This window comes from Mucilaginibacter sp. SJ, from assembly GCF_028993635.1.
Classification (GTDB): domain Bacteria; phylum Bacteroidota; class Bacteroidia; order Sphingobacteriales; family Sphingobacteriaceae; genus Mucilaginibacter.
Window position 1 is genome coordinate 841,445 of the sequence record NZ_CP118631.1, and the last position, 26,140, is coordinate 867,584.

The following is a 26,140-nucleotide window of genomic DNA, read 5'->3' on the forward strand; positions in this document are numbered from 1 at the left end:
TTTAAACGCTTTTACACCAAAAGCGTTTTATTTTTTTTAAGATTATGCTGATTACGTATGGTTTCACCGATTTAGTTAGTTAAAGCTTTAAATCACCATTTAAAATCGCTGAGGATTTCGGTGAACCTGCGTCAGTCAGCACTAAATCGATAAAATCCTTTCATCTGCGAAATCGCAAAAAATCGGTGGAATCTGATATAATCATTTAAATCTCAAAAGTTTATTTAAGCAACAGGTTTTCAATGGCCAGGCGATAGCTATCCATCCCGAAACCCGCAATTACACCACGGCAACTGGCCGCTATCATTGATTTATGCCTGAACTCCTCGCGCTTGTGAACGTTGGAGATATGCACTTCAATAACCGGCGTGTTAATTGCAGCGATAGCATCGGCAATGGCAATGGAAGTATGGGTGTACGCTCCGGCATTCATCACAATACCATCATAACTAAACCCAATTTCATGCAGTTTATTTATAATTTCGCCCTCAATGTTGCTTTGATAATAATCAATAGTGATGTTTGCATAGCGTTGGCGCAAAGTTTCAAGGTAGGTTTGAAAACTGGCATCGCCATAAATTGATTTTTCGCGAACGCCTAACAGGTTCAAATTGGGGCCGTTTATAATTTGTATCTTCATCAGTTCAAACTTAGCTATAAATCATCAAAACTAAAATCAATTGGATTGGCGTTCGGCAATAAAAGGCTTCCAGGCTTATTTAAAATTAGAGAAGTCGCTGTCCGATAACTCTATCGAAGCTTACAGCAGGGATATAGAAAAGCTATATCAATATTCGGATTCACAGGTAGTTAAGTTAAAGCCAGAATTAATTACTTTAATTGATCTACGCGGGTTCATCAACTGGATAAACGAGTTGGGGATGATCCCTTCATCCCAGGCCAGGATCCTTTCGGGGATCAAAGCGTTTTATAAATACCTGTTGATGGAGGATATTATTAGATCCGATCCGTCAGAACTGCTCGAATCGCCCAAGATCAGGCGTAAACTGCCGGATACATTGAGCTATGAAGAGATCAACAAAATTATAGCTGCCTTAGACTTATCCAAACCCGAAGGCATGCGTAACAAAGCCATCCTGGAAACCCTGTACGGATCAGGCCTGCGTGTATCCGAGCTTACTGAACTGAGGCTCTCCAACCTGTACCTTGATATTGAATTTATAAAAGTTACAGGTAAGGGCAACAAAGAGCGATTGGTGCCGATAGGCAGCGAAGCTATAAAAGCGCTGAAGGTCTGGATAGAAAATGTAAGGGTGCATAACCCCATAAAAAGAGGTGAGGAGGACTATGTTTTCCTAAACCGGCGCGGTACGAGGTTAAGCCGGCAGATCATTTTTTTAACCATCAAGGGCCTCGCGGAAACCATTGGGCTTAAGAAAAAGATAAGCCCGCATACTTTTCGGCATTCCTTTGCCACACACCTGGTTGAAGGGGGAGCCGATTTGCGGGCAGTGCAGGAAATGCTGGGCCATGAAAGCATTACCACAACGGAAATTTATACTCATTTAGACAGGGAATACTTGAAAAGTACTATAAGCCAGTTCCATCCGCGCAGTTAAGCCGGAACAGGCTATCAGATCAGGTATTGATCAATTACATCCTGCGGGATCTTTGCCCCACGGCCGGTGGCCATATCTATCATTACATAATCAAACCAACCATCACAACTTATCTTTTTGGTGGCTTTATTGGTGATCGTGAATTTTACGCGGCAGCCCTTGTCGTCGATGCTTTCTATACCGGTTTTCACAATAAAATAATCGCCCATGGTTAAGGCACGTTTATAGTCCACATGAGCGGTACGCACCACCCAGCCAAAGCCGCGTTCCATAAATTTTTCCATAGCCATCCCATAACAGCGCTCCATCTGGTCGTAACGTGCGGCCAGTACATAATCAAAATATTTGCTGTTATGTACGTGCTGAAACATATCTATATCATCCGGGCGTACGCGAAACTCAGTTTCAAAAGTAGAGAGTTGGAATGGTGTATCCATACAGCAAATATAGCAATCCTATTTAAGTGCCAGGAAAGCCATCAGCTTCTCATTAAAAGTGTTTCCATGATCGCAGTTGGTAAAAAATACATAGCCGGATTGTCGGGTTTTGTCCATCAGGAAGCCGGATTGAAAATTACCATTATTGCCCGAATGAAGGTAAAACGTACCCACCGGGCTTTGGGCAATTGCTATGCCCAGCCCCCAGGTGGAATAACCGGCCTTACGAAAATCTTCGGCAAGGGGGGCAGTCAACTGCGGGCGGAACATTTCCTGAATGCTTTTCCGGCTCAGCCCCTTGTCTTTCATCAGGGCAATGATGAAAGCTGCATAATCCAAAGCATTGGTATGCAGGGTTGCTGCCGGGTTAAAAGTATTTGAATCTATCTGCAAAGATGGCAATACCGGCCAGTTTGGTCCATTAACCGGATCTACATGTCCCTCCTGGTGACCTGAGACCTTATGCTTCAGGATATAGGGGTTAGCGGTGAATGAACTGTGGGCCATGTGCAGCGGAACGGTCACTTCTTTTTCAAATACCGGCTCTATATTTTGTAATGACCGGTTAAGCAGATGAGCAATCACCTGGCTCAGGTAAAGAAAACCCTCGCCCGAATAAAAAAACGAGGTGCCTGGCTTAAATTTCAAATAAAGCTCATCCTGTTTAACGTGCAAAGCAGAATCAGCAGGAAAGAAGCGCCAGTTCGGTAACCCGGATTGATGAGAAAGCACCATCCGGGCCGTGATTAGCTTATATCTCTCATCCTGCGCAATATCGGGATAAGGGAGATACTTATACAAAGGGGTGTCGAGGCTCAATAGTCCGCGATCTGTCATTTTCAAAACCCAATAGGCAAATATCGGTTTGGAAAGTGAGGCTGCTTCAAAAATCGACTGCTCGTTTACAGGCTCTTTTGTTTTAATATCTTTTATACCTAAAGCGCGGTGATAAACTACTTTACCCTTATTTATAAATGCAATGGATAGGCCCGGGAGCTGCAGCGAATCCATCTGTTTCTTCAAAAAAGCATCCATGGTGGCGTTACTGATAAGTTTCCCGGCAGGGCTTATGATCTGGGCCTGTAAGTTGCAGATGAGCCCGGACAAAACTAAACAGGTAAGTATAAGTAACCGGGTATACTTATTGTGTATGTGAGAAGAGCGCATGTTTTGCATAGGGTAAGTTTTTAAATGGGACGCGAATATTAAAGATTTCGTTACAGGTTATTTTACATTTTAAGCGCCACACCTTATCGCCGGATTTCTGCCTTTCTGTTAAAACATCTAAAAACAAAAAGCGGGCGATCTTGTGGATCGTCCGCTTTTCGATGAAGATACAGAATCTATTTTATGACCACCACTTAAGCGGAAAAACTATCTTATCAACCGAGCTTGCTACCATATCAGGCTTAAACGCGTAATGGCTCAGCTGGTCTTTACTGGAGATACCGGATAGTACCAGGATGGTTTTATATCCCATTTGTACGCCGCCCTGGATATCAGTTTCCATCGTATCGCCAATTACAGTTGTTTCGGCAGTTTCAAGGCCCAGAAATTTCCTTGCCGAGCGCATCATCACAGGGCTTGGTTTGCCGGTTACAAAAGCCTTACGGCCGGTAGCTTCCTCTATCATGGCTGTTGTAGCTGCTATGCCTAAATTGTTCCAGCCTGGTTTTTTAGGAGATGGGTCCCTGTTGGTGGTTATAAACTTGGCGCCTGCCAGGATCATGTCGACCGCGCGCTGTACCATTTCCAGTGTAAAGTTGCGGCCTTCGCCCAAAACAACAAACTCCGGGTCGGAGTCAACAAGTGTGATCCCATTTTCGTGCAAACTGCTCAACAAGCCGCCCTCACCCAGCACAAAAGCGGTACCATTGGGACTTTGATCGCCCAGGAATTTCCCGGTAGCCATGGCGCTTGTATAAATATGTTTTGTTTCTACAGTTATTCCCAATCTTTTAAGTTTCCGTACAACCTCCAGGCTGGTGCGCTGGCTGTTGTTGGTCATAAAGGCAAAGGGTATATCATTATCAATAAGGTGTTTGATGAATTTATCAGCGCCCTGTATCAGTTCTTCGCCGCTGTAAATTACACCATCCATATCAATTAAAAGACCTTGTTTCATGCGTATAAATTATAAATGTTTTGTTTTATTAAAGGGGTGATGTCGAATAACCGGCGTTTTAAGCTCCCTCAAAAAAATCGATCAGGCCGCCAAAGTAACTCTCGTTCCACCCGTCAACAATATCATTATAATCATCATCGGGAATGTTGGTATGCCTTAACTCGGCCGAAGTGCCCTGCTTATCAGCATGCAATTTGATGGTAACGATAGAATTATCGCTTTGTCCTTCAAAATACCATTGCTGAACCACTTTTTTATTGGGTTCAAATTCGATGTTTTTACCTACGATACTGCCATCCCACATAGAAAATTCGGTACCGGGCTCTGTCGACATTTCGGCGACTTCACCAGTCCACAATTCAATGGTAACCGGGTTGGTGATGGCCATGTAGATCTCTTCGGGAGTGGCCGGTATGTTGTAATATTTTTTATAATCTTTCACCCGCGCAATTTAGCTCAAATAATTTAAACCTTCACCGCGCCAATCGGCAAAACAGTTTTTCCGTAAATCTCATTCAAAACATTAGCAATACCGGTGTAGATGGCCGATGCCCCGCAAATAATACCTTCATAACCGGCCAGGTGCTTAATCCCGGCATTGCCGGTAGCATCGCCGGCCACTAACAGGAAAAATAATATAGTTAACGATGCAAAAACAAATTGCAGCGCACGATTAAGCCGTAACGTACCAAAAAACAACAGCAGGGTAAATACACCCCAGATGCTCAGGTAAGCGATCATGGACCCTTCAGATGGCGCAGCCCCCCAGCCAAATTTAGGCATTACCAATAAGCCCACTAATGACAGCCAGAAAAATCCGTAAGAAGTGAACGCTGTCAGCCCGAAGGTGTTGTTCTTTTTAGCTTCGATAACACCGGCAATAACTTGCGCCAAACCGCCGTAAAATATGCCCATGGCTAATATCATGGTGTTCATTTCAAAAAAACCGGCGTTGTGAATGTTTAATAAAACGGTGGTCATTCCGAAAGCGCAAAGGCCAAGTGGTGCGGGGTTGGCAATGCCATCCTTCACTGGTACTGGTGTGGTAGGGATCATAATAGGTTTTAGTTTATTTGGTTTGTACCGCAAGCTAACTGATTTATAAATATTAAGCAAGTTTTTCACACCCTTAACCTACATTTGTGTGGCCCCACCCAAAGATAAAGTCTACCCTTCCGGGGGAGATTTAGAGGGGGCTTTTAAATAACAAAAAAGAAAATTCTCCCCCGCCGGGAGAAATTAGAGGCGCCTACCTATGCAGAAATTAGTATTAATACGCCACGGCGAGAGTACCTGGAACCAGGAAAACAGATTTACGGGCTGGGAAGACGTCGACCTGTCAGAAAAAGGTTACGAACAGGCCCATCATGCCGGAAAGATCCTTAATAAGAATGGCTATAACTTTGATATCGGCTTTACATCCTATTTAAAGCGATCAATCAAAACATTGCATTACATACTGGAGGAGCTCGACCATCTATGGATCCCCGTTGAAAAATCATGGCGATTGAACGAACGGTTTTATGGTGCCTTGCAGGGGTTAAATAAAGACGAAACCATTGCCCGATACGGCGAAGAACAGGTGTTAAAATGGCGGCGCGATCCCAATGAACACCCGCCCGCTATAACCAGGGATGATGCGCGCTATCCGGGGCATGATCTCAGGTACAAAGATCTGACCGAGCGTGAGCTCCCGCTGACCGAAAACCTGAGCGAAACTATGGACAGGGTATTGCCATTTTGGAACGAAAGAATTATCAGGGCCTTGCGCCGCAATCAAAAGGTTATTGTAGTGGCACATGGTAACAGCCTGCGTTCGCTTATAAAATATATTGATAATTTAAATGATGAGGATGTAACCGCGCTGGAAATCCCTACCGCTACCCCCTGGGTTTATGAACTTGATGGAGATCTGAACAGGATAAGGCATTATTACCTGGAATAATTTGCCCTCCGGATCTTCATTTCTCTTTTTTATGTAGCACAATTGTTTATCTTGTAAGCCATAAACCAATTAATCCCTAATTAAGACGAATGAAAAAATCCGACATCTATGAGGTCGCCATTAAAATACTGGGTATATACCTGCTGGTGGCCGATATCTCTAAACTTCCCGGCCTGATCACTTTTATCGGTAACCACGCAAGTTCCTCTGCCGAACAGCAGCCTGCCGATCAGGGAAACCTTTTGCTGGTAAACGGGTTAAACTTTATTTTCCTGATCATATTAGCGGTGCTGTTAATTGCCGGTACAAAAAGAATCACCCGCTGGATCACTAATGAAAGCGATTACCAGGAAAACGCGAAACTTTTTGCCGAGCGAAAAGTCATCTACGAAATATCCCTGGTAATAATAGGAGGGTTATTGTTGGTTGGCACTATCCCTGATTTTTTATATCACCTGTATACGCTTGCTAACGTTAATGAACAAAGCAGTGTAATATCGGCAGGGGCAAAAATATTTATCGGCATAATTACCGTGGCATTTGCCAAACGGATAGGGGCTTATTTTGCGAAATAAATTTGAATGATTTTTTAATAGTGAAAGCAGGCTGTATCAAATAATGATCAGCCTTTTTTTTTGACTTATTCAGCTCCTTAAGCAAAATATAGTTTAGGGTTGGATTGCCCCTATTAACAAGGGGGGGGTAACAGGGTTAACACAATTCATGGTTAATATTTTACTTATATATTTAATAATCAGCTAATTGTGAGCTTTTTATGTGGAAAATGTGTTAACCCCCTTTTTGTATAAATATTATCGGCTAAATTTCAATTCACAGGCTACGCAACACCAAGGGAGGGCGATTTGATTTATAATACAGCCTCTCATTTGCTGATAGCTGCCTCAGTGAGGGTTTTTAATTAAATTACTGATAGTCAATGTAATTTGAGTTTTTTAATAATTGATAATCAGTGTTTGACAAAATTGTGCAGTGTTCCATAATATTCCTCTCTTGAATTGGTGCACTTAACCTGAAATGTAAAATCCGGATTACAAGGTTTACTTAACAATAAGTTAATGAAATAGCAATGATTAGGAATTAACTTTTGTACAGTTTTACCGTATAATTTAACATTATTAACTTATACATTAAAACCTAAAAAATCATTATGCTAAAACTTACTAATCTACGTATGTGGGTATTGGCCGCTGCCGCAACCGGCATGCTGGCAAGTTGTCAGAAAAATGGCCAGATGCCTGCATTGAAAGATGCTGATCAAACTGCAACCAGTACAAAAACAATTAAAACCTTAGCTGTATCCTTAACACAGGGTTTCGAAGTTGGCGCAACCAGCCCAAAAACTGCTTATGATGTATCGCCAACCGGTTCATCAAGCGGCGACAATGTTACCCTGTCCGGCAATTCATGGAATATGTACGATGCCCTGATCGGCAATCTCTCTGCCGACCAAAAAGCGGGCTCATGGAGTGCCCGTATCCGCAACACCGGTAAAATTACTATGCTGTTTGATGTTACTACCGGCATCAGCACGGTTACCATCAAAAGTGCTACCTATGGCAGCGACAGCCCAAGCACCTGGGGACTATTTTATTCTGTTAACGGAGGATCGTCCTGGACGCAATCCGGTTCGACAATTACCACTACATCAACATTAACAGTATCTACATTTACACTTACACAAACCGGTACTGTACGTTTAGAGATCCGTAAATTATCCGGCGGCACCAACCGTATCAATATTGATGATATCACCATTAATGATAACGGCGGCGGCGGTACAGGCGGGGGGACTGTACTTACAGGCAAAAAATTCCTGTTTGATGCAAGTCACCTTGAAAATGCAGGCAGCGCCGACTGGCAAATAGATGCAGACGGCACTGAGCAGGTTGCAATTTATACCGGCGGTACAACTACCGAAACTAAAGCTCAACGTATTCCTACTCCTTCATACACAGGTATTACTTCATCTACTACAGAAACTTATTGGAAAGGCGCTCTTTCAGCATGGGCTGTAGAACTGGTAAAACGCGGAGAACTTGTTGAATCACTGCCTGTAGGCACAGCTATTACCTATGGCGGCGGCGGTGCACAGGATTTGAGCAACTACGATGTATTTGTGGTTTGCGAACCTAACCGCTTGTTTACGGCTGCCGAGAAAACTGCTTTGATGAACTTCGTGGCTAACGGTGGTGGTTTATTCATGATAGCTGATCATACGGCGGCAACAACCGCAGGTACCGATGCTAATGGTTACAATCCGTCAGACCGTGATGGCGATGGCTATGATTCGCCAAGGGTTTGGAATGACTTGATGACCAACAACGGTATCAATAACAACAACCCATTCGGCTTTAGCGTAAATTATGTTGATATCAGCGAAAGCCCGTCAACCAATGTATATACCGGCTCTAATGCTGATGCGCAAAAAGTGCTGAACGGTGCGGCAGGTACTGCTTCAAAAATGGCTTTCTACGATGGTTCGACAGCAACCTTGTTCCCGGCCAACAACTCAAGCGTACAGGGGTTATTCTGGCGTAACAGCGCTACCAATGGTGGCAATGCCAATGCTATGGCATTATTGGCAACCTATGGAAGCGGTCGTGTTGTTTGGATCGGTGACAGCTCGGACGCTGATGACGGTACAGGTGATACCGGCGATAACCTGTTTAATGGCTGGTCGGGCGATGCACCATCAGGATATACTTCGCATTCGTCATTTCATTTAAATGCTTCATTCTGGCTGGCCAAAGCCCAGTAAGCATAGAATAACCTTTCCCCGAACGGGAGAATTTTCATTTGTTAGTTTAAGTCCGGTTGCCTGTGGCAACCGGACTTTTTTATTCTCCTGCTTCAAACAAGTTAGTTGCTTTTACAGTTATATATTATACGAAGGTGATCAATGAACTCATCTTCTGGTTTACCTATACAAAAACATCACCATGAAAAATTATGAAACCTTAGTGGATGCCACTAATGACCTCATGAAGAGGGGATATACGGCCAACCTTAGCCTTGATGGCGATACTATTGATGATAAAGAAAAAGATATCAGGATGACAGCCGATGACTTTGAGATCGATGAGTTTTATCGCTTTGAAGGTCCAAGTAACCCATCGGATATGTCGATAGTATACGCTGTATCATCATCAAAATATAACTTAAAAGGAGTGCTGGTAAATGCTTATGGTACTTATGCCGATGATAGCTCATCAGCGTTAGCTGCCAAATTACATCACGGGCAGGTAAGCCATAACCTGCACGGCGACGACAGGCCAACGGCGTAAATAAGTCGAAAGTCTTAAGTTAAAAGTCGGTGACAAATATTTCTGTAGGGACAGCGGGATATTTGTTGGCGGCTTTTGGCTTTTAATATAATAGCCTACTTTTAAAAGTTTGCCCTTGGGGGGATTAGAGAGGCTTAGGTCTCAATTCCTTCATCATTTTTTTTCCTGCCGACTGAATAGCCGCGGTACCATTACGCATTAAAAATTCAAGCTGGGCCGGTAGCTCATCGGCCACCCAGGTGTAACGGTGCCGCAAATTAAACAATGCCCAACCAGCAAATACTTTCACCGCTATTTTAACTTTTGGATCTATCATCCAGTCAAAAAGCTGCTCAACAGCGGGTTCAAGATCAAGGCTGTTGAGTTTTTGCTTTACCGGGGAGTGTTCCTTTTCTTCGGTGGCGTGCATCAGTATTTTAGCATAATGCCTCTGGCAGCCGGGATTGGTAACCTGTGGCAATCGTTCAATAAAATATTGCAGGTTGCCGGTAAAAACATTAGCATCCTTCAAAAACATATTTTCAAGCAGCCAGGCCGCACGGAAGGCGAGAGGCTTATCGGGGTGAAAGGTAATGTCAATCAGATCATGCAAATTAAATTGCTGCCCGGTTAAAATACGGCTCAATTCAAGTACCTTAAGCTTGCCAATGGTGTTCGCTATTTTTTTTGTGAGTTCGTCGCGGGTCATTATAGCTTAAAAGTAAATAAATGCCGATACGTAACCTAAAACACCTGTTCATTTCTGGCATTCACTTTCAATGTCACCAAAAGTTATACATTTGCTATCCGTATTAACAATTTAATAGATACATGGTTAAATTCAACCGATTTACACTTGACAATGGCCTTAGGGTTATTGTACATGAAGACAACACAACGCCAATGGCCGTGCTTAACATTTTATATGATGTTGGAGCACGCGATGAAGATCCGGAACAAACCGGGTTTGCCCATTTGTTTGAGCACCTCATGTTTGGCGGCTCTGTCAATATACCTGTTTATGACGAACCACTGCAAAGGGTAGGAGGCGAAAATAATGCCTTTACCAGCAACGATATCACCAACTATTATATTACCTTACCATCTGCCAACCTGGAAACCGCATTTTGGCTGGAGAGTGACCGGATGCTGAGCCTTGCTTTTAGCGAAAAAAGCCTTGAGGTGCAGCGTAACGTAGTTATAGAGGAGTTTAAACAGCGGTACTTAAATCAGCCTTACGGCGATGTTTGGCTAAAGCTTCGTCCGCTGGTTTACAAAAAACACCCTTATCGCTGGGCAACCATTGGTAAAACAATCAAACATATCGAAGATGCGCAAATTGAAGACGTAAAAGCTTTCTTCAAAAAACATTACAATCCTCAAAACGCTATTGTGGTGGTAGGCGGTAATGTGACTACCGAGCAAGTAAAAGAGCTTTCCGAAAAATGGTTTGCCCCGATCCCGGCCGGCGAAAAATATCACCGCAACCTTCCCCGGGAACCTGAACAACAGGAGGCCCGGCGCGAAACTGTTGTTGCCAAAGTACCGCTTAATGATGTGTACATAGCTTTCCAGATGGGTACACGTACAGATGAAGATTACTATGCGGTTGAACTGCTCTCGGATATTCTTTCCCGGGGCAATTCATCACGGCTATATAAATCGCTGATCAAGGAAAAGCAGATTTTTAGTGAGGTACATGCTTACATCACCGGCAGTTTGGATAAAGGCATGTTTGTATTAGAAGGCAAGCCGCTTGAAGGCATCAGCATTGAACAAGCGGAGGCTGCATTATGGGAGGAACTGGAGAAAATAAAAGCTGAGGAAATCCCGGCAGATGAACTTACTAAAGTTCAGAACAAAACCGAATCAACCATGATCTTTTCAGAAATGTCACTATTGGATAAGGCCATGAACCTGGCCTCATTTGAATTGCTGGGCGATGCTGACCTGATTAACCATGAAACAGCAAAATATCTTGCTGTAAGCGCTGCTCAAGTAAAAGCACAAGCCAATAAACTGTTCAGAAAAGATAATTCATCAACACTTATTTATTTGGCGGAGAAATAAATCGTCTTGAATCTGAATTTACAGAATTTAAGAATTTGCTGAATTTGAAATTACATTCTGAAAATTAAAAAATTCTGCAAATTCTGATTCAGACTAACAATATACATATGATCAACAGAAAATTAGCCCCCGAATTCAGGGCTATCGATAATATTAATCTGATTAGGCCGGAGCACAGGAAACTCAGCAATGGCTGCAACATTTTTTGCTTTAACTCCGGCGACCAGGAGCTGGTGCGTATTGAGTGGATCTTCGGTAACCTAAGCTTTGATCCGGCGAAGCCATTGCTTAATATGGCCGTAAACTCCATGCTTACCGATGGCACTACAACTTTAACAGCTGCGCAAATTGCTGACAAAATTGACTTTTACGGCGCCTTTTTACAGGTTGACTATGGATACGAAAACTCGCAGGTAACACTGTATAGCTTAAACAAGCACCTGCACCATACTTTACCGGTTATTGCCGATATCCTGAATAATTCCATTTTTCCGGAAAAGGAACTGGAAACTTTTAAGCGCAACCAACAACAAAAATTGCAGGTTAGCCTGCAAAAAAATGATGTGGTGGCCCGCAGGGCATTTAACAGGGCTGTTTATGGAACTACCATTTTTGGATATGCTGCCGAGATGACCGACTATCAAACCCTCCAGCGTGATGATATGCTGGTACATTACAAAAAAATGTATCAGCCTTCCAATTGCACTATCGTTATAGCGGGTAAGGTTGAGCCGGAAACGCTAACATTGCTTACTGATACATTTGATAAAAACTGGGAAAACAGCCCAACCGCGGCTGTTACAACCCAACCCGAGATAAAAGCAGCTACCGAGTTATTTTATTTTACAGAGAAACCGGAAGCTTTGCAATCGGCTATCCGGATAGGTACGCCTATCATCAACCGTTCGCATGAGGACTTCCAGGCGTTACAGGTTTTAAATACGGTATTCGGTGGTTATTTTGGATCACGTCTAATGGCTAATATCCGCGAGGATAAAGGGTATACGTATGGTATAGGCTCGGGGCTGGCCTCATTTAAGCAGGGCGGATCATTTTTTATAGCGACAGAGGTTGGTGCAGATGTTTGCAAGCCGGCGGTTGGCGAAATTGAAAAAGAAATGAACCTGTTGAGAACCGAACTGGTACCGGAAGAAGAACTTTCCCTGGTACGCAATTATATGTTAGGCTCATTATTAGGTAGTTTGGAAAATGTGTTTTCACATGCCGACAAGTTCAAAACCATCTATTTTGCAGGTTTGGATTACGATTATTATGACAGGTACACAGTAACTGTAAAAAACATAACTTCAGATAAGCTGATCCAACTGGCCAATACTTATTTCAACTTCGATCAGTTTTATAAAGTGATTGTAGGGAAATATTAATTTTTGATTTCGGAATTTGGATGTTCGATTTCGGATTATTTTGATTTCGAATTTCGGATGTTCGATTTCGGATTTGTTTTTATTTTAGATTTGGAATGTTCGGACCGCCCGCTTTGGAGGCCGAATATCCCAAATCTAAATTATTGAATGCCAATTATAAAATCCAAAATCGAACATCAGAAATCTCAAATCCGGAATTATCATCCCAAGGCAATTTTAAATAAATCCGAAATCGAAATTCCGAAGTCCGAAATATTTTATTACCTTTGCCCGGCAAATAATAACTCCAAAATAATTATTTGCTATGCAGTTAGACCCATCAAAATTTGTTGCCGAAGGATTAACTTACGACGACGTTTTACTACTCCCGGCTTATTCAGAAGTGTTACCGCGCGAAGTGAATACCGGTACTTACTTAACTAAAAGCATCCGGTTAAACATTCCTATCATTTCGGCGGCCATGGATACCGTTACCGAGGCTGATCTGGCTATTGCCATTGCACAGGCAGGTGGTATAGGTATGTTACACAAAAACATGACCATACAGGCACAGGCCGACGAGGTGCGTAAGGTTAAACGCTCAGAAAGCGGTATGATCCAGGACCCGGTAACTTTACTGGAAGATGCCTTGCTTGCAGACGCTTTCCAGATCATGAGGGAATTCAGCATTGGCGGTATCCCGGTTATTGATGCCGATCATAACCTGAAAGGCATTATCACCAATCGTGATCTTCGTTTCCAAAAAGATATGAGCGTTCCTGTGAGCGAAGTAATGACCAAAACCAACCTGATCACCGCACCTGCAGGTACCACCCTTGTTGACGCTGCCAACATACTGCAAAGCAATAAAATTGAGAAACTACCAGTTGTGAATAAAGATGGGAAACTGGTAGGCCTCATCACTTATAAAGATATTCAGAAAGTTAAAAACTTCCCTAACGCTTGTAAAGACGAATACGGTCGTTTACGTGTTGGTGCAGCCGTTGGTGTAGCCGCCGATAACATTGACCGGGTAACCGCCCTGGTTAATGCCGGTGTTGACGTAATTACGGTAGATACAGCGCACGGCCATTCAAAAGGAGTTATTGATATGGTTAAGGCAGTTAAAAAACTCTATCCTAACCTACAGGTAATTGCCGGCAACATTGCAACGGGCGATGCTGCCATCGCACTTGCCGATGCCGGTGCTGATGCGGTTAAAGTAGGTATAGGCCCGGGATCTATTTGTACCACACGTATCATTGCCGGTGTAGGTGTACCACAATTATATGCGGTATATGAGTGCGCCAAGGCACTCGAAGGCCGGGGCGTTCCGGTAATAGCCGATGGTGGTATTAAACAAACCGGCGATATTGTTAAAGCTATAGCTGCCGGTGCAAGCTCTATTATGGCAGGCTCATTGTTTGCAGGTGTTGAAGAATCGCCCGGCGAAACTATTATATACGAAGGCCGCAAATTTAAATCGTACCGTGGCATGGGTTCGGTTGAAGCGATGGCTAAAGGTTCAAAAGACCGTTATTTCCAGGACGAAACCGACGTGGTAACCAAACTGGTACCTGAAGGTATTGTTGGTCGTGTACCGTTTAAAGGCAGTATGGCCGAAGTGATATTTCAATATATAGGTGGTTTACGTGCTGGTATGCACTATTGTGGTGCCGCTAATATCGAAGATCTGCAACGTGCTAAATTTGTACGCATCACTGCTGCCGGTATGCGCGAAAGCCATCCGCACGATATTACTATTACTAAAGAAGCGCCTAACTATACCAGCAGGTAGTTTTTAGCGGTTAGAGATTGGAGGTTGGTTTGAAATGCTAATCTCCAATCTTTAACACTTCTTATCTGCGATCTTTCTGATCTCCAACCTCTGATCACTAATCCAAAATGAAATCTATCTGCGTATTCTGCGGCGCCAATTTTAACGGCGATCCTTTATTGAAACAAGCTATTGAACAACTGGCTGAGGTAATGGTAAGCCGTGATATCACCCTTGTCTTCGGTGGCGGCAAAGTTGGCGTTATGGGTTTGATAGCCGATGCTGTTTTAAGTCGGGGAGGTAAAGCCATAGGCATTATTCCTCAATTTTTAATGGATAAGGAAGTTGGGCATACCGGTTTAACCGAGCTGCATATTGTTGAAAATATACACCAGCGCAAGCAAATGATGAATGACCTTTGTGAGGGTATCATCACACTTCCCGGAGGTTTGGGTACCCTTGAAGAATTTTTTGAGGTATTAACCTGGCTGCAATTAGGTTTGCATAATCATCCTATCGGTTTGCTCAACGTCAATGGCTTTTACGACCTGTTACTTAAACAAATGGATGTAATGGTTGAACAACGTTTTCTGAAGCAAACCAATCGCGAACTGATTCTTACTTCGGGTGATCCGATAGAGCTGGTAAACCTGATGGATAATTTCAACGCCAAACCAGATGATGTATGGTTTAAGGATAGAAACCTTACTTAGCCTTAAGTTCGAAGATTTAAATCAAAAGTCTTAGTTTGTAGCATAGTTTTATCAGCTGATTAAACTGTCTGCTGCCAACTTTATACTGCAAACTGATACAGGTTTTATCTCTTTAAAACAAAACCGTTTGCAATTCCCTTTTTAGATAGGAAATTTTCTAAATTACCTGTCCTATCTAAAACCAATTATGAATATCGAATTCAATAAAAATGAAGATATTAATAAGCAGCTTGTTTATGAGCTAAACACCCGGCTTAACAAAGTATACCAGGGCGGTGGTGAAAAAGCCGCAGCCAAACAAAAAGAAAAAGGAAAAATGCTGGCCCGCGAACGGGTGGCTTCCCTTATTGATAAAGATAAACCATGGCTGGAGATCGGCGCTTTTGTAGCCGATGGGATGTATGCCGAACATGGCGGCTGCGCATCCGGAGGTGTTGTCTGTGGTATCGGGTATATATCGGGCAGACAATGTGTTGTTGTGGCTAATGACGCCACCGTAAAAGCAGGGGCCTGGTTCCCGATAACAGCAAAAAAGAACCTCCGTGCCCAGGAGATAGCCATTGAAAACAAGTTACCTATCATCTATCTTGTCGACTCGGCTGGTGTTTATCTGCCTTTGCAGGACGAGATCTTTCCAGATAAAGAACACTTTGGCCGCATTTTTCGCAATAATGCTATCATGAGCAGTATGGGAATTATCCAGATAGCTGCTATTATGGGTTCATGCGTAGCAGGAGGGGCATACCTGCCAATCATGAGCGATGAGGCCATGATAGTGGAAGGTACAGGCTCGGTTTTCCTGGCTGGGTCATATCTCGTAAAATCGGCCATTGGCGAGGATGTGGATAATGAAACACTTGGCGGTGCCGCCACCCATTGCGAAATTTCAGGTGTCACCGATTATAAGCAGCCTAATGATCAAGCCGCTCTTGATTCCATCCGCAATATCATGAGCATGACGGGCAATTATACTAAAGCCGGTTTCGATAGAATCCCGTCATCTGCTCCAAAACTTAGCGAAAAAGAAATTTATGGCATACTGCCCGATAACCGGGAAAAGGCCTATGATATGAAGGAAATCATACTCCGTTTGTTGGATAAATCAGAATTTGAACCTTATAAAGATGGCTACGGGCAATCTATCATTTGCGGTTTAGGCCGTATTGACGGATGGGCCGTAGGGATTGTAGCTAATCAGCGTAAGGTGATCAAATCAAGAAAAGGTGAGATGCAGTTTGGCGGAGTGATCTATTCTGATTCGGCAGATAAAGCCACACGTTTCATTATGAACTGTAATCAAAAGAAGATCCCATTAGTCTTTTTGCAGGATGTTACCGGTTTTATGGTAGGCAGCCGATCGGAGCAAGGCGGTATTATCAAAGACGGTGCAAAAATGGTGAACGCAGTAGCAAATTCCGTTGTGCCTAAATTTACCATTGTTATAGGCAATAGTTACGGGGCAGGCAATTACGCCATGTGTGGCAAAGCCTATGATCCACGATTGATCTATGCCTGGCCGTCGGCCAAAATTGCGGTAATGGGCGGCGGACAAGCAGCGAAAACTCTATTACAAATTCAGGAAGCAAGCCTCAAAGCCAAAGGCGAAGAGGTAGATGCAGCAAAAGAAGCCGAATTGCTGAAGCAAATTACCGACAGATATAACGCTCAAACAACCCCATATTATGCCGCTGCCCGGCTTTGGGTTGATGGGATCATTGACCCGCTCGAAACCCGTAAAGTAATATCCATGGGTATCGAGGCCGCTAATCACGCGCCTATTGAAAAGGTATTTAATGTAGGAGTGATACAGACATGACCTTAGTGATTAGAGGTTGGAGATTAGAAAAAACGCGCCATGATGTGTAGCTCATCATAGCGCGTTTACTATTCCCCTTTTTGACTTGCGCTCGTTTGTAACGAGTGCTTAACCTGGGTTTGCGTTTGTAACGCAAACTAAATTATCCTCTATGTCTTTTATGCTTTTTCTTAGATGATTTTGACGACGAAGATGAACTTTGTTTATCCGATGATTTTTTTTCTTCAGTTTTGGAGGGTTGATTGTCCGGTTGCTTTACATCGGTCGAATCTTTACTCAGCTGTTTTACGGTAAACTCATTTCCGCGTAAACCATACTCCAACTGGCGTTTAGCTCCTGAAGGCTTTGCCTCTTTGCCAGTGCCACTAAATATCGGGAATTCCCGCATCAACTTACCATCCCTGATATAGAAATTATCGTTACCACGGTAGCCTTTACGCTGTGAACTGGTTAATCTTGGAAAATCGAGCTTATTAGGCTTGCTGTTATTGTCGTTAAATTCAAAAGCGTAGATGGATGTATAATTAGTTGTATCTTTTGATTTTGCCTGGATCAGGATTTCCGGGTTACCATCCACATCCATATCTGAATTGTAAACGTCAATAATAGCACCATCTAAATCACCGGTTGTTGTGGTATATTTTATGGCCGATGAATCTGAATGTAATATCATGAACGCTCCGGCTTCTTCAGAACCACGACCCCAGCTCAAAACATCATAGCTTTGCCCTGGCGATACCTCTATCAGTTTGTGAAACCTGAAAGGTGCCATCAATTCCGGCTTTTTAGGTGCCGGGGAAGCGGCAGGCTTTTTGTTATCCGCACCGCCGCATCCTGCCATTAATGCGCTTATCGCAAGCACAAAAAGGTAAAACCTGTTAGTCATATTTTTTTATGATTCAACTTTTAGTTATACAATGTATCTGGTGTTAACTCGGCTTTTGTTTTGCCCGGTGCGGTAATAAATACCTTTAACGCCACAGACCCGGTTCCCTGGTCAAAATATTTTACAGTTACTTTATGGTAGCCTTTTAATAACGACACGGCACCCATCTCTTCAGTCATGGTATGTTTTCCGTCATTGTCAACTACGGGCTGGTCATCAATCAATAATACCGAACCACCTGCCGATGATGTTGCAAAGCTATAAACGCCATCGGTATCAATATTAATAAATCCTGAATAAATAACACCGTATTTACCTTTATTTTTTCTCAGATCGGCCGTATTGAAGGTTTTGCTTACACCGCTATCGGCCGGCATAATACCAAGCTGGTTAGTGCTGGTGTAAAGTCCCGGATAAACCTGGTATTTAACACCGGTTGCCGTGCCTGTATAATTAACGGCAGCCATTGGCGCTTTATTATAAACCAATGTGCGGGTTACATTGCTTCGCTTGCCCGAGGGGGTTATTACAATGGTTTGCAACTCCCGGTATTGGTCAAGGGGTACATCCAAATTTAAAGGAATAGTATAAATCAGGTCTGTTTCGCGTGGCGTATAACCATCAATAGTATAATGAACTTTAGCTCCTTCAACTGAGGGTTTCAATACGGCGGTCAACTTATTGCCTATTATCACAGTATCTTTTGCGCCGATAGCTGTTGGTACATGGTAATCAAAACCATTTTTATCCAGCCATGCCAGATGGCCTGGTAAACGTGTATCGGCAAAATCAGTATAATTTTTGTTAGCCAACGGCGACCATGCTACTTCCGATAAAGCCAGGAGTCTCGGCAGTAGCATAAACTCAACTTTAGCATCTGTCGCCACATACTCCGTCCATAAATTGGCCTGCACACCTTTGATATATTTTTGTTCCTCGGGCGATAATACAGCTGGGGTTGGGTTGTAGCTATAAATTTTCGTAAGTGGTTCGTTGCCGCCAATGCTTAATGGTTCCTGGCTTGGTTTGCCCTGACCGTGGTCGATATATAAACCGTTGCTTCCGGGTGTCATGATCACATCATGTTTTTGTTGCGCGGCAGCAATACCACCGTCTTCACCGCGCCAGCTCATTACTGTGGCGTTAGGAGCAAGGCCGCCCTCTAAAATCTCATCCCAGCCTATGATACTGCGGCCTTTGGAATTTACAAACTTTTCAATCCGTTGTATAAAATAGCTTTGCAACGCATGCTCGTCTTTTAGTTTTAACTTTTTGATCAATTGCTGGCAAAAAGCCGATTTTTTCCAGGCGTCCTTGGGTGCTTCGTCACCGCCAATATGAATATACTTGCTCGGAAACAACTCCATCACCTCGGTTAAAACATCCTGTAAAAAAGCAAAGGTTTTTTCGTTAGGACAATAAATGTCCTGGAAAACACCCCAGGTTTCGGCAGGCTTATAAGTTTTGCCGGGATCACAACTCAATTCCGGATAAGCAGCAAGCGCCGCTTGCGAGTGGCCAGGCATTTCAATTTCGGGTACTATATTAACAAACCTGTCCGCGGCATATTTTACTACCTCGCGGATCTGGTCTTGTGTATAAAAGCCGCCATAAGGGGTATTGTCAAACTGCTGCGGGGTACGGTCGCGGTAACCACCGATCAGTGTTTGCGCGCGCATACTGCTGATTTGGGTGAGTTTTGGATATTTCTTTATCTCAATACGCCAGCCCTGATCTTCAGTAAGGTGCCAGTGAAAGGTATTGAGTTTATAGGCAGCTAACAGGTCAATGTATTTTTTAACCATCTCCACTCCAAAAAAATGGCGGCCAACATCAAGCATGGCCCCCCTGTAGCCAAAACGCGGATAATCCTCAACCTGAACACATGGCAGCTTAATGGTAGCAACATGTTCGGCAGGCATTAACTGAAGCAGGGTTTGTACGCCATAAAATAACCCGGCACCCTTGCCTGCTACAATAACCTGTTGCGGTGTAATTGTTAAACGGTAACCTTCGGCAGGTAAACCATCGGTGCCGGCAGTTGTAAGGGTTATAATGTTTGTCGCTTTGCCGCTTTTAGCAACAACGGGGTTATTATAAGCCTGGTTATTGGCAAGGTAATCTTTAAAAAATACTACGGCTTTGTTAGAAGGAGTATCCGCCTGAATAGTAGTTTCCTGGCTCAAAATAAATTGGCCAGGAACTTTTTTTAACGAAACAGGAGCGGGGATAATACCCAGGTTTGGGTTGGTATCCTGCGCGTTCACAGTTGTGGTGCACACTGCAAGCATGGCAAGCAGTATTAAAGAAGCCTTTTTATACATAATTTATCAAACAGGTTAGTGTGAGCCGTAAGATAGAACTTTTTAAAAAAATATAAAAAGTTTTGGAATGTAAAATATTAGTTCACTTGTAGGACGGTTGATTAAGTGCTTGATGAACTTACTATCGGAATCCACTAAGATTCCAATAATCCGTCAATCTAACCTTAGGAAAGTCCCACGACAACATCCATGCATTACTTTGAAGCGCATTAGTTGCCGTGAGGACACGGCAACGGGGTAAAATGATTAAAAGCAAAAAAGCGATAGGTCGTTATATACCTATCGCTTTTTATGAGCGTAAGAAACCAACTAATCTCTGATCTCCAATCTCTAATCACTTAACTTAAGCCGTCACTACGTGTTCTTTGGCAGCCAGGTAACGCTCGGCGTCGATGGCGGCCATGCAGCCAGTGCCTGCTGCTGTTACAGCCTGGCGGTAAATGTGATCCTGTGCATCGCCGGCACAGAATACGCCTTCAACGTTGGTTTCGGTTGAACCGGGACGAGTGATGATATAGCCGGTTTCATCCATATGTAACCATCCTTTAAAAATATCAGTGTTTGGGTGGTGGCCGATTGCCACGAAGAACCCGGTAACGTCAAGATCGGTTTCGGCATTGGTTTGGTTGTTGATTACCTTAACGCCGGTAACACTTTGGCCATCGCCTAAAATTTCTTTAGTTTCGGTGTTATATAAAATTTCAATGTTCGGCGTATTCAATACGCGGTGAACCATTGCTTTTGAAGCGCGGAACTCATCCCTGCGAACGATCATGTATACCTTACGGGCCAGTTTAGCTAAATAAGTAGCTTCTTCGGCAGCAGTATCACCGGCACCAACAATAGCCACATCCTGGCCTTTAAAAAAGAAGCCATCGCAAACAGCACAGGCCGAAACACCAAAGCCGCTGTATTTTTGTTCAGACTCCAGACCAAGCCATTTAGCCGAAGCACCGGTTGAGATAATAACAGTATCAGCAGTAATGGTTTTTACATCATCAACTACTACTTTATGTGGTAAACTTGAAAAATCAACAGAACTAACATATCCGAAGCGAATTTCAGTACCCAGGCGCTCGGCCTGCTTGCGGAAATCTTCCATCAGTTCGGGGCCCATAATGCCTTGCGGATAGCCCGGAAAGTTTTCAACTTCGGTAGTTTGTGTAAGCTGACCGCCGGCTAATAAGCCGGTATACATAACTGGTTTAAGATCAGCACGGGAAGCATATATAGCCGCAGTATAACCTGCAGGGCCAGATCCAATGATCAGGCATTTTACGTGTTCAGTTTCTTGAGACATTTTATTATAAATGAGTTGCGAATTTACGATTTTAGGCGCATAAGGCAAAGCGCATTTCGTCAACAAAGTGACATCATTTGCCCGTATTGGCAGCAAGTACCCGCATCACATTTCCCCCCAATACTTTATCAATATCTCTTTGTTTATATCCCAGTTTTAGCAGTTCCTCAGTTATTTTAGGGTAATCCGCAACACTATCCAAACCCAGCGGATAAGATTCAGCACCATCAAAATCAGAGCCTATACCTACATAGTCAACACCTATCAGTTTTACTATATAGTCGATATGTTTGGTCAGCAGTTCGAGCGGCGGCCTGAGCTTATCCGATTCAGTTTTGTACATCGCATTTATCCTGATATTCGCTAAATCTACATCATGATAAACCCTGATAAGTGAATCAAGTTCAACTTTATGCTGGATCTGGAACTTAAGCACTTTGGACGCATAAGCACTGTCAACAAAAGCACTGTAAAAATTTAGGCATACAACACCGCCATTTTTGGCCAGCGCTTTCAGTTGCTCATCCTTTAAATTACGGCGGTTAGGATCAATATTGTAAGCACAGCTATGCGAAGCGATAACCGGTTTTGTGGTGGTAGCAAGCACATCATAAAAAGTACGTTCACCCACGTGCGATACATCAACCATAACGCCAAGATCGTTCAGATGCTTTACTATTTGTTTACCGTAGTCCGTAAGTCCTAAATGTTTCAAACTATCCTTTTTAGTAACCTCGTCACGTGCCGAAGTTGCCCATGAAGTGCTGTTATTCCAGGTGAGGGTAAGATAGCGCATCCCTCGTTTAGCCAGACTGTCAATGTAATCCATCCTGTCTTCGATCATATGCCCGCCTTCAACACCAATCAACGCTGCCAGCTTTTTACCGGCCACAGCTTTTTTAAGTTCTTTGGTATTGCGCACTAAAGCTATTTTATCAGGATTACGCTTGATGAGCGCGTACAACGAATCAATTTCCCGGTTAGCAAAGGCGAAGGCAGTTCCCTTACCATAACTTTCGCCGCACCAGATAGAAAAGATCTGCGCATCAAGTCCGCCTTCTTTAGCACGAACAAGGTCGAAATTACCTTCGCTTTGATGTTTGCCTAAATCAACTTTGGTTATCAGCTCGTTTGAAATAACATCGTTATGCGTATCTATTAAAATAGCTTTTTGATGGATTGGCTGGGCGTTTTGTGCAGATAATCTTAACGTCAGTATTAAAGGGAAGAATAGCAACGATTTTTTCATAATGGAAGATAGGGAAGTCCTTGATTTTAATCTACAATCACTAAATCACTTAACTGGTTATTGATAAACTCCATTTCCTCGCCATTAATATGGATGTTGATAGCCTTTGCATTTTGAATAGACTGCTCTGCATTACGGGCGCCAACCAATGCAACGGTTATACCCGGATGATTGATCGTCCATCTGATAACTAATTGCCCCAGAGTTGCACCTTTTTCATCGGCCAATGGTTTTATTTTGGCAAGGAAGGCGTCGGTACGCTCAATATTTTGATCCTTAAAGTACTTAACACCCGCACGGTGATCGCCTTCACCAAAATTTTGGCCGGGTTTCATTTTACCGGTTAATAAACCACGCTCAAGGGGACTATAAGCTAATATTGCTTTCCTGTTTTCGATGCAATAAGGAATTAGCTCATCTTCAATAGCGCGGTTTACCATGCTAAACGGGACCTGGTTTGCAGCGAGTTTAATAGTTTTGGCAGCTATTTGCATTTGACTTACATCATAATTACAAACGCCTGCCTCGCGGATTTTCCCCTGTTCCTGTAAGCGCAGGATGGCCTCCATAGTTTCGTCAATGGGCGTTGTTTTGTCCGACCAATGGATCTGGTATAAATCGATATAATCGGTACCAAGACGCTTGAGACTGCTTTCGCACTCGGCAATAATGCTGTCTTTACCGGCATGTCGATAAACATCAATATCATTCCCGTTGTTATCCTTGCTTTTAAAATAGAATTCGCCTTTAGCCAAGTCCCAGCGCAAACCATATTTGGTCAGGATCTGCACTTTATCACGCGGCAGGTCCTTAATTGCCCGGCCAACCAGTTCTTCGCTCTTGCCCTGGCCATAAACCGGAGCGGTATCAATTGATGTTATCCCAAGATCATAAGCCGCGCGCATGGCATCAATAGCTTCCTGGTCGTCATTGCCGCCCCACATCCAGCCGCCCGCAGCCCATGCCCCAAAGGTTATTGCCGATACGCTTAGTTTACTTTCGCCTAATCTTCTGTATTCCATTTTTTAAAAGTAGATTGATGTATGCACCAAATATATTTATTTAAACATGATTTGAAAGGGGAGACATCCATAGATGTAAGAATAAACCTGGCTAAAACCTGCACATCTGAAATTTGCACATCTGCATATTTAAAAAATCACCACATTTGTAAATAGCACAACCACCTATATAAAATATGTATTTTTTATATCCTGCTTTTTTATTCGCGTTGCTAAGCCTGGCTATCCCGATTGTGATCCATCTGTTCAATTTTCGCAGATACAAGAAGGTTTATTTTAGCAATGTCCAGTTTTTAAAAGAAGTGCAGGAGCAGCAGGCATCGCGTCGTAATTTAAAAGAACGATTGATATTGGCTTCGCGCCTGCTTACTTTGTTATTTCTGATAGTGGCATTTGCCCGCCCGTTTATTCCAGGCGCTCAAAATGCTAATGCGGGTAAACGGCAGGTGGTCAGTGTTTTTGTGGATAATTCCTACTCCATGGAAACCCTTAACCGCGAGGGCTCATTACTTGATGAAGCTAAACGCCGCGCTAAGGAAATTGCTTCGGCTTATAATATAAACGACCGTTTTCAACTACTCACACAGGATTTTGAGGGTAAACATCAACGATTGCTTAGTCGCGATGAGTTTAATGACGCTATAGACGCAGTTAAGATAAGTCCGCAAAGCAGGAACCTGCAGCAGGTGATCAACAGGCAGGAAAACTTGCTGGGAAATCAAGCAGGGACCATTAAGTCGGTATTCATTATTTCAGATTTTCAAAAAAATAAAAATGATAAACCGATTAAGGCTGATAGCAATATTTCCATTAACCTTGTTCAGCTCAAGGCCGGAAACCTGCCCAATGTGGCGGTTGATTCGGTTTGGCTGCTTAGCGCTGTGCACCGCCCGGGCGAAAGTGAAAAACTGGTTGTACGCCTGCACAATTATGCAGCAGAAAAGGCTGAGAAAATTCCGCTCAAAGTCCTGATCAATGGCGAACAAAAGGCGCTTGCCAGTGTCAGCATCAATGCCCGTGAAATCCAAAGCGATACCTTATCATTTTCGGGTTTAAAAGCCGGATGGCAGCGAGGCGAGGTTCAGCTACAGGATAACCCGGTTACATTTGATAACCAGTTTTACTTCAGCTTTAATGTAAAACAGCAAATGCCCGTTTTACTAATTGACGGAGGTACGCCTAATCTTTACTTAAAAGCTGTTTTTGCGTCTGATGCTTTTTTTGGCGCAACCCGGGTAGCCGATGGCAATGTTGATTACGCAGCACTTAATACCTATCCCATAATTATTATCAGTGATGTTAAAACTATAGCTACCGGCCTGGCACAACAGCTGAAAACTTATGTGGCAAAAGGAGGGACACTGGTTGTATTCCCGTCGGCCGAGGCTGATTTAACAAATTATAAAACCTTTTTATCGTCCTTAAACACAGGTTATCCCGAAAAACTGATAACCCAGGACGTAAAAGTAGCTTCGATCAACAGGCAGAGTCAGGTATTTAAGAATGTATTTGAAAACTTTCCGCAAAACCCCGATCTGCCCTTGGTGAAAAAACATTACCAACTAAGCAAGAGCGGTGCTAAACAGGAAAGTCTCATGAGCCTTGCTACCGGCGAACCTTTTTGGGAAGGTTATAACAGCGGAAAGGGAAATGTATATATATGTGCTGTACCACTCAATGAAGAATTTAGCAATTTGTCCAGGCATGCACTGTTTGTGCCGGTACTTTTTAGAATGGCCTTGTTAAGCGGACATGACCAACTGTTGTTTTATACCCTTGGTGCTGACGAAAGCTTTGAAATGCAACCGGTGCAAACTACCGAAAAGCAGCTGCTTAAACTTAGCAAAGGCGATCAAAATATCATCCCCGATGTAAAACAGCAGGAGGGGACTACGTTGTTATATGTTTCCGATCAGTTACGTGAACCCGGAATTTATTCGTTGAAGAAACAGGACAGCACATTAGCTGCGCTTGCTTTTAATGATAACCGGGCCGAATCAGACATGAGTTATTTTACAGCAACCGATCTTGAAAAATTATTGCCAAATGCAAAACCCTTATTAACAGCAGGAAACAGTTCATTAAAAAGCGTTGTTGCCGAATCAAATTTTGGCACACAATTATGGAAACTTTGTATAATTTTGGCGTTGATCTTCCTGCTTGCAGAAATATTGTTAATCAGATTTTATAAACCTGATCAACAGGCCGTTATTCAGGCGGGATAGATCGACACAAATCCACACATAAA

General features: G+C 43.2%; 23 protein-coding genes. 11 read left to right on the plus strand and 12 right to left on the minus strand.

Annotated elements, in window-relative coordinates; translation table 11 throughout:
- Positions 1-220: 220 nt before the first annotated feature.
- A complete protein-coding gene (aroQ, locus tag MusilaSJ_RS03300; protein ID WP_274988653.1) occupies positions 221-640 on the minus strand; it encodes a type II 3-dehydroquinate dehydratase in 420 nt (139 codons plus the stop codon).
- A 40-nt stretch (positions 641-680) separates the two neighbouring features.
- Here aroQ and xerD point away from each other — a divergent pair, with 40 nt between their 5' ends.
- Positions 681-1,580, plus strand: a complete 900-nt coding sequence (gene xerD, locus MusilaSJ_RS03305) for a site-specific tyrosine recombinase XerD (RefSeq protein WP_274988654.1) — start codon at positions 681-683, stop codon at positions 1,578-1,580.
- A 14-nt stretch (positions 1,581-1,594) separates the two neighbouring features.
- On the opposite strand, the gene MusilaSJ_RS03310 is transcribed toward xerD, so the two are convergent.
- The 5 genes from MusilaSJ_RS03310 to MusilaSJ_RS03330 all read right to left on the minus strand — a co-directional run bounded on the left by MusilaSJ_RS03310 (position 1,595) and on the right by MusilaSJ_RS03330 (position 5,198).
- Positions 1,595-2,017, minus strand: coding sequence for an acyl-CoA thioesterase (locus MusilaSJ_RS03310; protein ID WP_274988655.1), 423 nt, complete (start codon positions 2,015-2,017; stop codon positions 1,595-1,597).
- Between the two features lie 18 nt (positions 2,018-2,035).
- Entirely contained in the window at positions 2,036-3,193 is a 1,158-nt protein-coding gene (locus MusilaSJ_RS03315; protein ID WP_274988656.1) for a serine hydrolase domain-containing protein, read from the minus strand.
- A gap of 172 nt (positions 3,194-3,365) precedes the next feature.
- A complete protein-coding gene (locus MusilaSJ_RS03320) occupies positions 3,366-4,142 on the minus strand; it encodes an HAD-IIA family hydrolase (protein ID WP_090525692.1) in 777 nt (258 codons plus the stop codon).
- A gap of 58 nt (positions 4,143-4,200) precedes the next feature.
- Positions 4,201-4,584, minus strand: coding sequence for an SRPBCC domain-containing protein (locus tag MusilaSJ_RS03325; RefSeq protein WP_274988657.1), 384 nt, complete (start codon positions 4,582-4,584; stop codon positions 4,201-4,203).
- 23 nt (positions 4,585-4,607) lie between these two features.
- Positions 4,608-5,198: an acetate uptake transporter gene (locus MusilaSJ_RS03330; RefSeq protein WP_274988658.1), complete on the minus strand. Its 591-nt coding sequence runs from the start codon at positions 5,196-5,198 to the stop codon at positions 4,608-4,610.
- A 199-nt stretch (positions 5,199-5,397) separates the two neighbouring features.
- Here MusilaSJ_RS03330 and gpmA point away from each other — a divergent pair, with 199 nt between their 5' ends.
- From gpmA to MusilaSJ_RS03350, 4 genes are all read left to right on the plus strand, one after another.
- Positions 5,398-6,087 carry a 2,3-diphosphoglycerate-dependent phosphoglycerate mutase gene (gene gpmA, locus MusilaSJ_RS03335; RefSeq protein WP_274988659.1) on the plus strand — a complete coding sequence of 230 codons (690 nt, stop codon included), beginning with the start codon at positions 5,398-5,400 and terminating at the stop codon, positions 6,085-6,087.
- A gap of 89 nt (positions 6,088-6,176) precedes the next feature.
- The gene (locus tag MusilaSJ_RS03340) at positions 6,177-6,662 is read left to right on the plus strand and encodes a hypothetical protein (protein WP_274988660.1); all 486 of its coding nucleotides are present in this window, start codon (positions 6,177-6,179) and stop codon (positions 6,660-6,662) included.
- Between the two features lie 593 nt (positions 6,663-7,255).
- Positions 7,256-8,866, plus strand: a complete 1,611-nt coding sequence (locus MusilaSJ_RS03345; RefSeq protein WP_274988661.1) for a hypothetical protein — start codon at positions 7,256-7,258, stop codon at positions 8,864-8,866.
- Positions 8,867-9,047: 181 nt separating this feature from the next.
- A complete protein-coding gene (locus MusilaSJ_RS03350) occupies positions 9,048-9,392 on the plus strand; it encodes a phosphoribosylpyrophosphate synthetase (RefSeq protein WP_090525677.1) in 345 nt (114 codons plus the stop codon).
- 124 nt (positions 9,393-9,516) lie between these two features.
- On the opposite strand, the gene MusilaSJ_RS03355 is transcribed toward MusilaSJ_RS03350, so the two are convergent.
- On the minus strand, positions 9,517-10,080 hold the full coding sequence (locus MusilaSJ_RS03355) for a HEAT-like fold family protein (protein ID WP_274988662.1): 564 nt from the start codon (positions 10,078-10,080) through the stop codon (positions 9,517-9,519).
- Between the two features lie 122 nt (positions 10,081-10,202).
- Between MusilaSJ_RS03355 and MusilaSJ_RS03360 the strand changes: the two genes are divergently transcribed.
- From MusilaSJ_RS03360 to MusilaSJ_RS03380, 5 genes are all read left to right on the plus strand, one after another.
- Positions 10,203-11,441: a M16 family metallopeptidase gene (locus MusilaSJ_RS03360; RefSeq protein ID WP_274988663.1), complete on the plus strand. Its 1,239-nt coding sequence runs from the start codon at positions 10,203-10,205 to the stop codon at positions 11,439-11,441.
- Positions 11,442-11,548: 107 nt separating this feature from the next.
- Positions 11,549-12,826 (plus strand): M16 family metallopeptidase, encoded by a 1,278-nt coding sequence (locus MusilaSJ_RS03365; protein WP_274988664.1) that lies wholly within the window; start codon positions 11,549-11,551, stop codon positions 12,824-12,826.
- 304 nt (positions 12,827-13,130) lie between these two features.
- Positions 13,131-14,603 (plus strand): IMP dehydrogenase, encoded by a 1,473-nt coding sequence (gene guaB / locus MusilaSJ_RS03370; RefSeq protein WP_112652312.1) that lies wholly within the window; start codon positions 13,131-13,133, stop codon positions 14,601-14,603.
- Between the two features lie 107 nt (positions 14,604-14,710).
- Positions 14,711-15,295, plus strand: a complete 585-nt coding sequence (locus MusilaSJ_RS03375; RefSeq protein ID WP_274988665.1) for an LOG family protein — start codon at positions 14,711-14,713, stop codon at positions 15,293-15,295.
- A 187-nt stretch (positions 15,296-15,482) separates the two neighbouring features.
- On the plus strand, positions 15,483-17,111 hold the full coding sequence (locus MusilaSJ_RS03380; RefSeq protein WP_274988666.1) for an acyl-CoA carboxylase subunit beta: 1,629 nt from the start codon (positions 15,483-15,485) through the stop codon (positions 17,109-17,111).
- Between the two features lie 142 nt (positions 17,112-17,253).
- On the opposite strand, the gene MusilaSJ_RS03385 is transcribed toward MusilaSJ_RS03380, so the two are convergent.
- From MusilaSJ_RS03385 to MusilaSJ_RS03405, 5 genes are all read right to left on the minus strand, one after another.
- Positions 17,254-17,997 (minus strand): hypothetical protein, encoded by a 744-nt coding sequence (locus MusilaSJ_RS03385; RefSeq protein WP_274988667.1) that lies wholly within the window; start codon positions 17,995-17,997, stop codon positions 17,254-17,256.
- Positions 17,998-18,017: 20 nt separating this feature from the next.
- Positions 18,018-20,321 carry a family 20 glycosylhydrolase gene (locus MusilaSJ_RS03390; RefSeq protein ID WP_274988668.1) on the minus strand — a complete coding sequence of 768 codons (2,304 nt, stop codon included), beginning with the start codon at positions 20,319-20,321 and terminating at the stop codon, positions 18,018-18,020.
- A 343-nt stretch (positions 20,322-20,664) separates the two neighbouring features.
- Positions 20,665-21,621, minus strand: a complete 957-nt coding sequence (gene trxB / locus MusilaSJ_RS03395; protein WP_090526227.1) for a thioredoxin-disulfide reductase — start codon at positions 21,619-21,621, stop codon at positions 20,665-20,667.
- Between the two features lie 73 nt (positions 21,622-21,694).
- On the minus strand, positions 21,695-22,870 hold the full coding sequence (locus MusilaSJ_RS03400; protein WP_274988669.1) for a dipeptidase: 1,176 nt from the start codon (positions 22,868-22,870) through the stop codon (positions 21,695-21,697).
- 26 nt (positions 22,871-22,896) lie between these two features.
- Positions 22,897-23,892 (minus strand): aldo/keto reductase, encoded by a 996-nt coding sequence (locus MusilaSJ_RS03405; protein ID WP_274988670.1) that lies wholly within the window; start codon positions 23,890-23,892, stop codon positions 22,897-22,899.
- Between the two features lie 176 nt (positions 23,893-24,068).
- On the opposite strand from MusilaSJ_RS03405, the gene MusilaSJ_RS03410 reads away from it, so the two are divergent.
- Entirely contained in the window at positions 24,069-26,117 is a 2,049-nt protein-coding gene (locus MusilaSJ_RS03410; RefSeq protein ID WP_274988671.1) for a vWA domain-containing protein, read from the plus strand.
- The last annotated feature ends 23 nt before the right edge of the window (positions 26,118-26,140 follow it).

Excerpts from the sequence above, each read along its gene's own strand:
- MusilaSJ_RS03340 (WP_274988660.1), top strand. The coding sequence starts at position 6,177 with ATGAAAAAATCCGACATCTATGAGGTCGCCATTAAAATACTGGGTATA.
- MusilaSJ_RS03385 (WP_274988667.1), bottom strand. The coding sequence starts at position 17,997 with ATGACTAACAGGTTTTACCTTTTTGTGCTTGCGATAAGCGCATTAATG.
- MusilaSJ_RS03310 (WP_274988655.1), bottom strand. The coding sequence starts at position 2,017 with ATGGATACACCATTCCAACTCTCTACTTTTGAAACTGAGTTTCGCGTA.
- trxB (WP_090526227.1), bottom strand. The coding sequence starts at position 21,621 with ATGTCTCAAGAAACTGAACACGTAAAATGCCTGATCATTGGATCTGGC.
- MusilaSJ_RS03345 (WP_274988661.1), top strand. The coding sequence starts at position 7,256 with ATGCTAAAACTTACTAATCTACGTATGTGGGTATTGGCCGCTGCCGCA.
- gpmA (WP_274988659.1), top strand. The coding sequence starts at position 5,398 with ATGCAGAAATTAGTATTAATACGCCACGGCGAGAGTACCTGGAACCAG.
- MusilaSJ_RS03390 (WP_274988668.1), bottom strand. The coding sequence starts at position 20,321 with ATGTATAAAAAGGCTTCTTTAATACTGCTTGCCATGCTTGCAGTGTGC.
- MusilaSJ_RS03400 (WP_274988669.1), bottom strand. The coding sequence starts at position 22,870 with ATGAAAAAATCGTTGCTATTCTTCCCTTTAATACTGACGTTAAGATTA.
- MusilaSJ_RS03410 (WP_274988671.1), top strand. The coding sequence starts at position 24,069 with ATGTATTTTTTATATCCTGCTTTTTTATTCGCGTTGCTAAGCCTGGCT.
- MusilaSJ_RS03360 (WP_274988663.1), top strand. The coding sequence starts at position 10,203 with ATGGTTAAATTCAACCGATTTACACTTGACAATGGCCTTAGGGTTATT.
- MusilaSJ_RS03320 (WP_090525692.1), bottom strand. The coding sequence starts at position 4,142 with ATGAAACAAGGTCTTTTAATTGATATGGATGGTGTAATTTACAGCGGC.
- MusilaSJ_RS03365 (WP_274988664.1), top strand. The coding sequence starts at position 11,549 with ATGATCAACAGAAAATTAGCCCCCGAATTCAGGGCTATCGATAATATT.
- MusilaSJ_RS03405 (WP_274988670.1), bottom strand. The coding sequence starts at position 23,892 with ATGGAATACAGAAGATTAGGCGAAAGTAAACTAAGCGTATCGGCAATA.
- MusilaSJ_RS03350 (WP_090525677.1), top strand. The coding sequence starts at position 9,048 with ATGAAAAATTATGAAACCTTAGTGGATGCCACTAATGACCTCATGAAG.
- MusilaSJ_RS03315 (WP_274988656.1), bottom strand. The coding sequence starts at position 3,193 with ATGCAAAACATGCGCTCTTCTCACATACACAATAAGTATACCCGGTTA.
- MusilaSJ_RS03380 (WP_274988666.1), top strand. The coding sequence starts at position 15,483 with ATGAATATCGAATTCAATAAAAATGAAGATATTAATAAGCAGCTTGTT.
- MusilaSJ_RS03330 (WP_274988658.1), bottom strand. The coding sequence starts at position 5,198 with ATGATCCCTACCACACCAGTACCAGTGAAGGATGGCATTGCCAACCCC.
- guaB (WP_112652312.1), top strand. The coding sequence starts at position 13,131 with ATGCAGTTAGACCCATCAAAATTTGTTGCCGAAGGATTAACTTACGAC.
- MusilaSJ_RS03355 (WP_274988662.1), bottom strand. The coding sequence starts at position 10,080 with ATGACCCGCGACGAACTCACAAAAAAAATAGCGAACACCATTGGCAAG.
- MusilaSJ_RS03375 (WP_274988665.1), top strand. The coding sequence starts at position 14,711 with ATGAAATCTATCTGCGTATTCTGCGGCGCCAATTTTAACGGCGATCCT.
- aroQ (WP_274988653.1), bottom strand. The coding sequence starts at position 640 with ATGAAGATACAAATTATAAACGGCCCCAATTTGAACCTGTTAGGCGTT.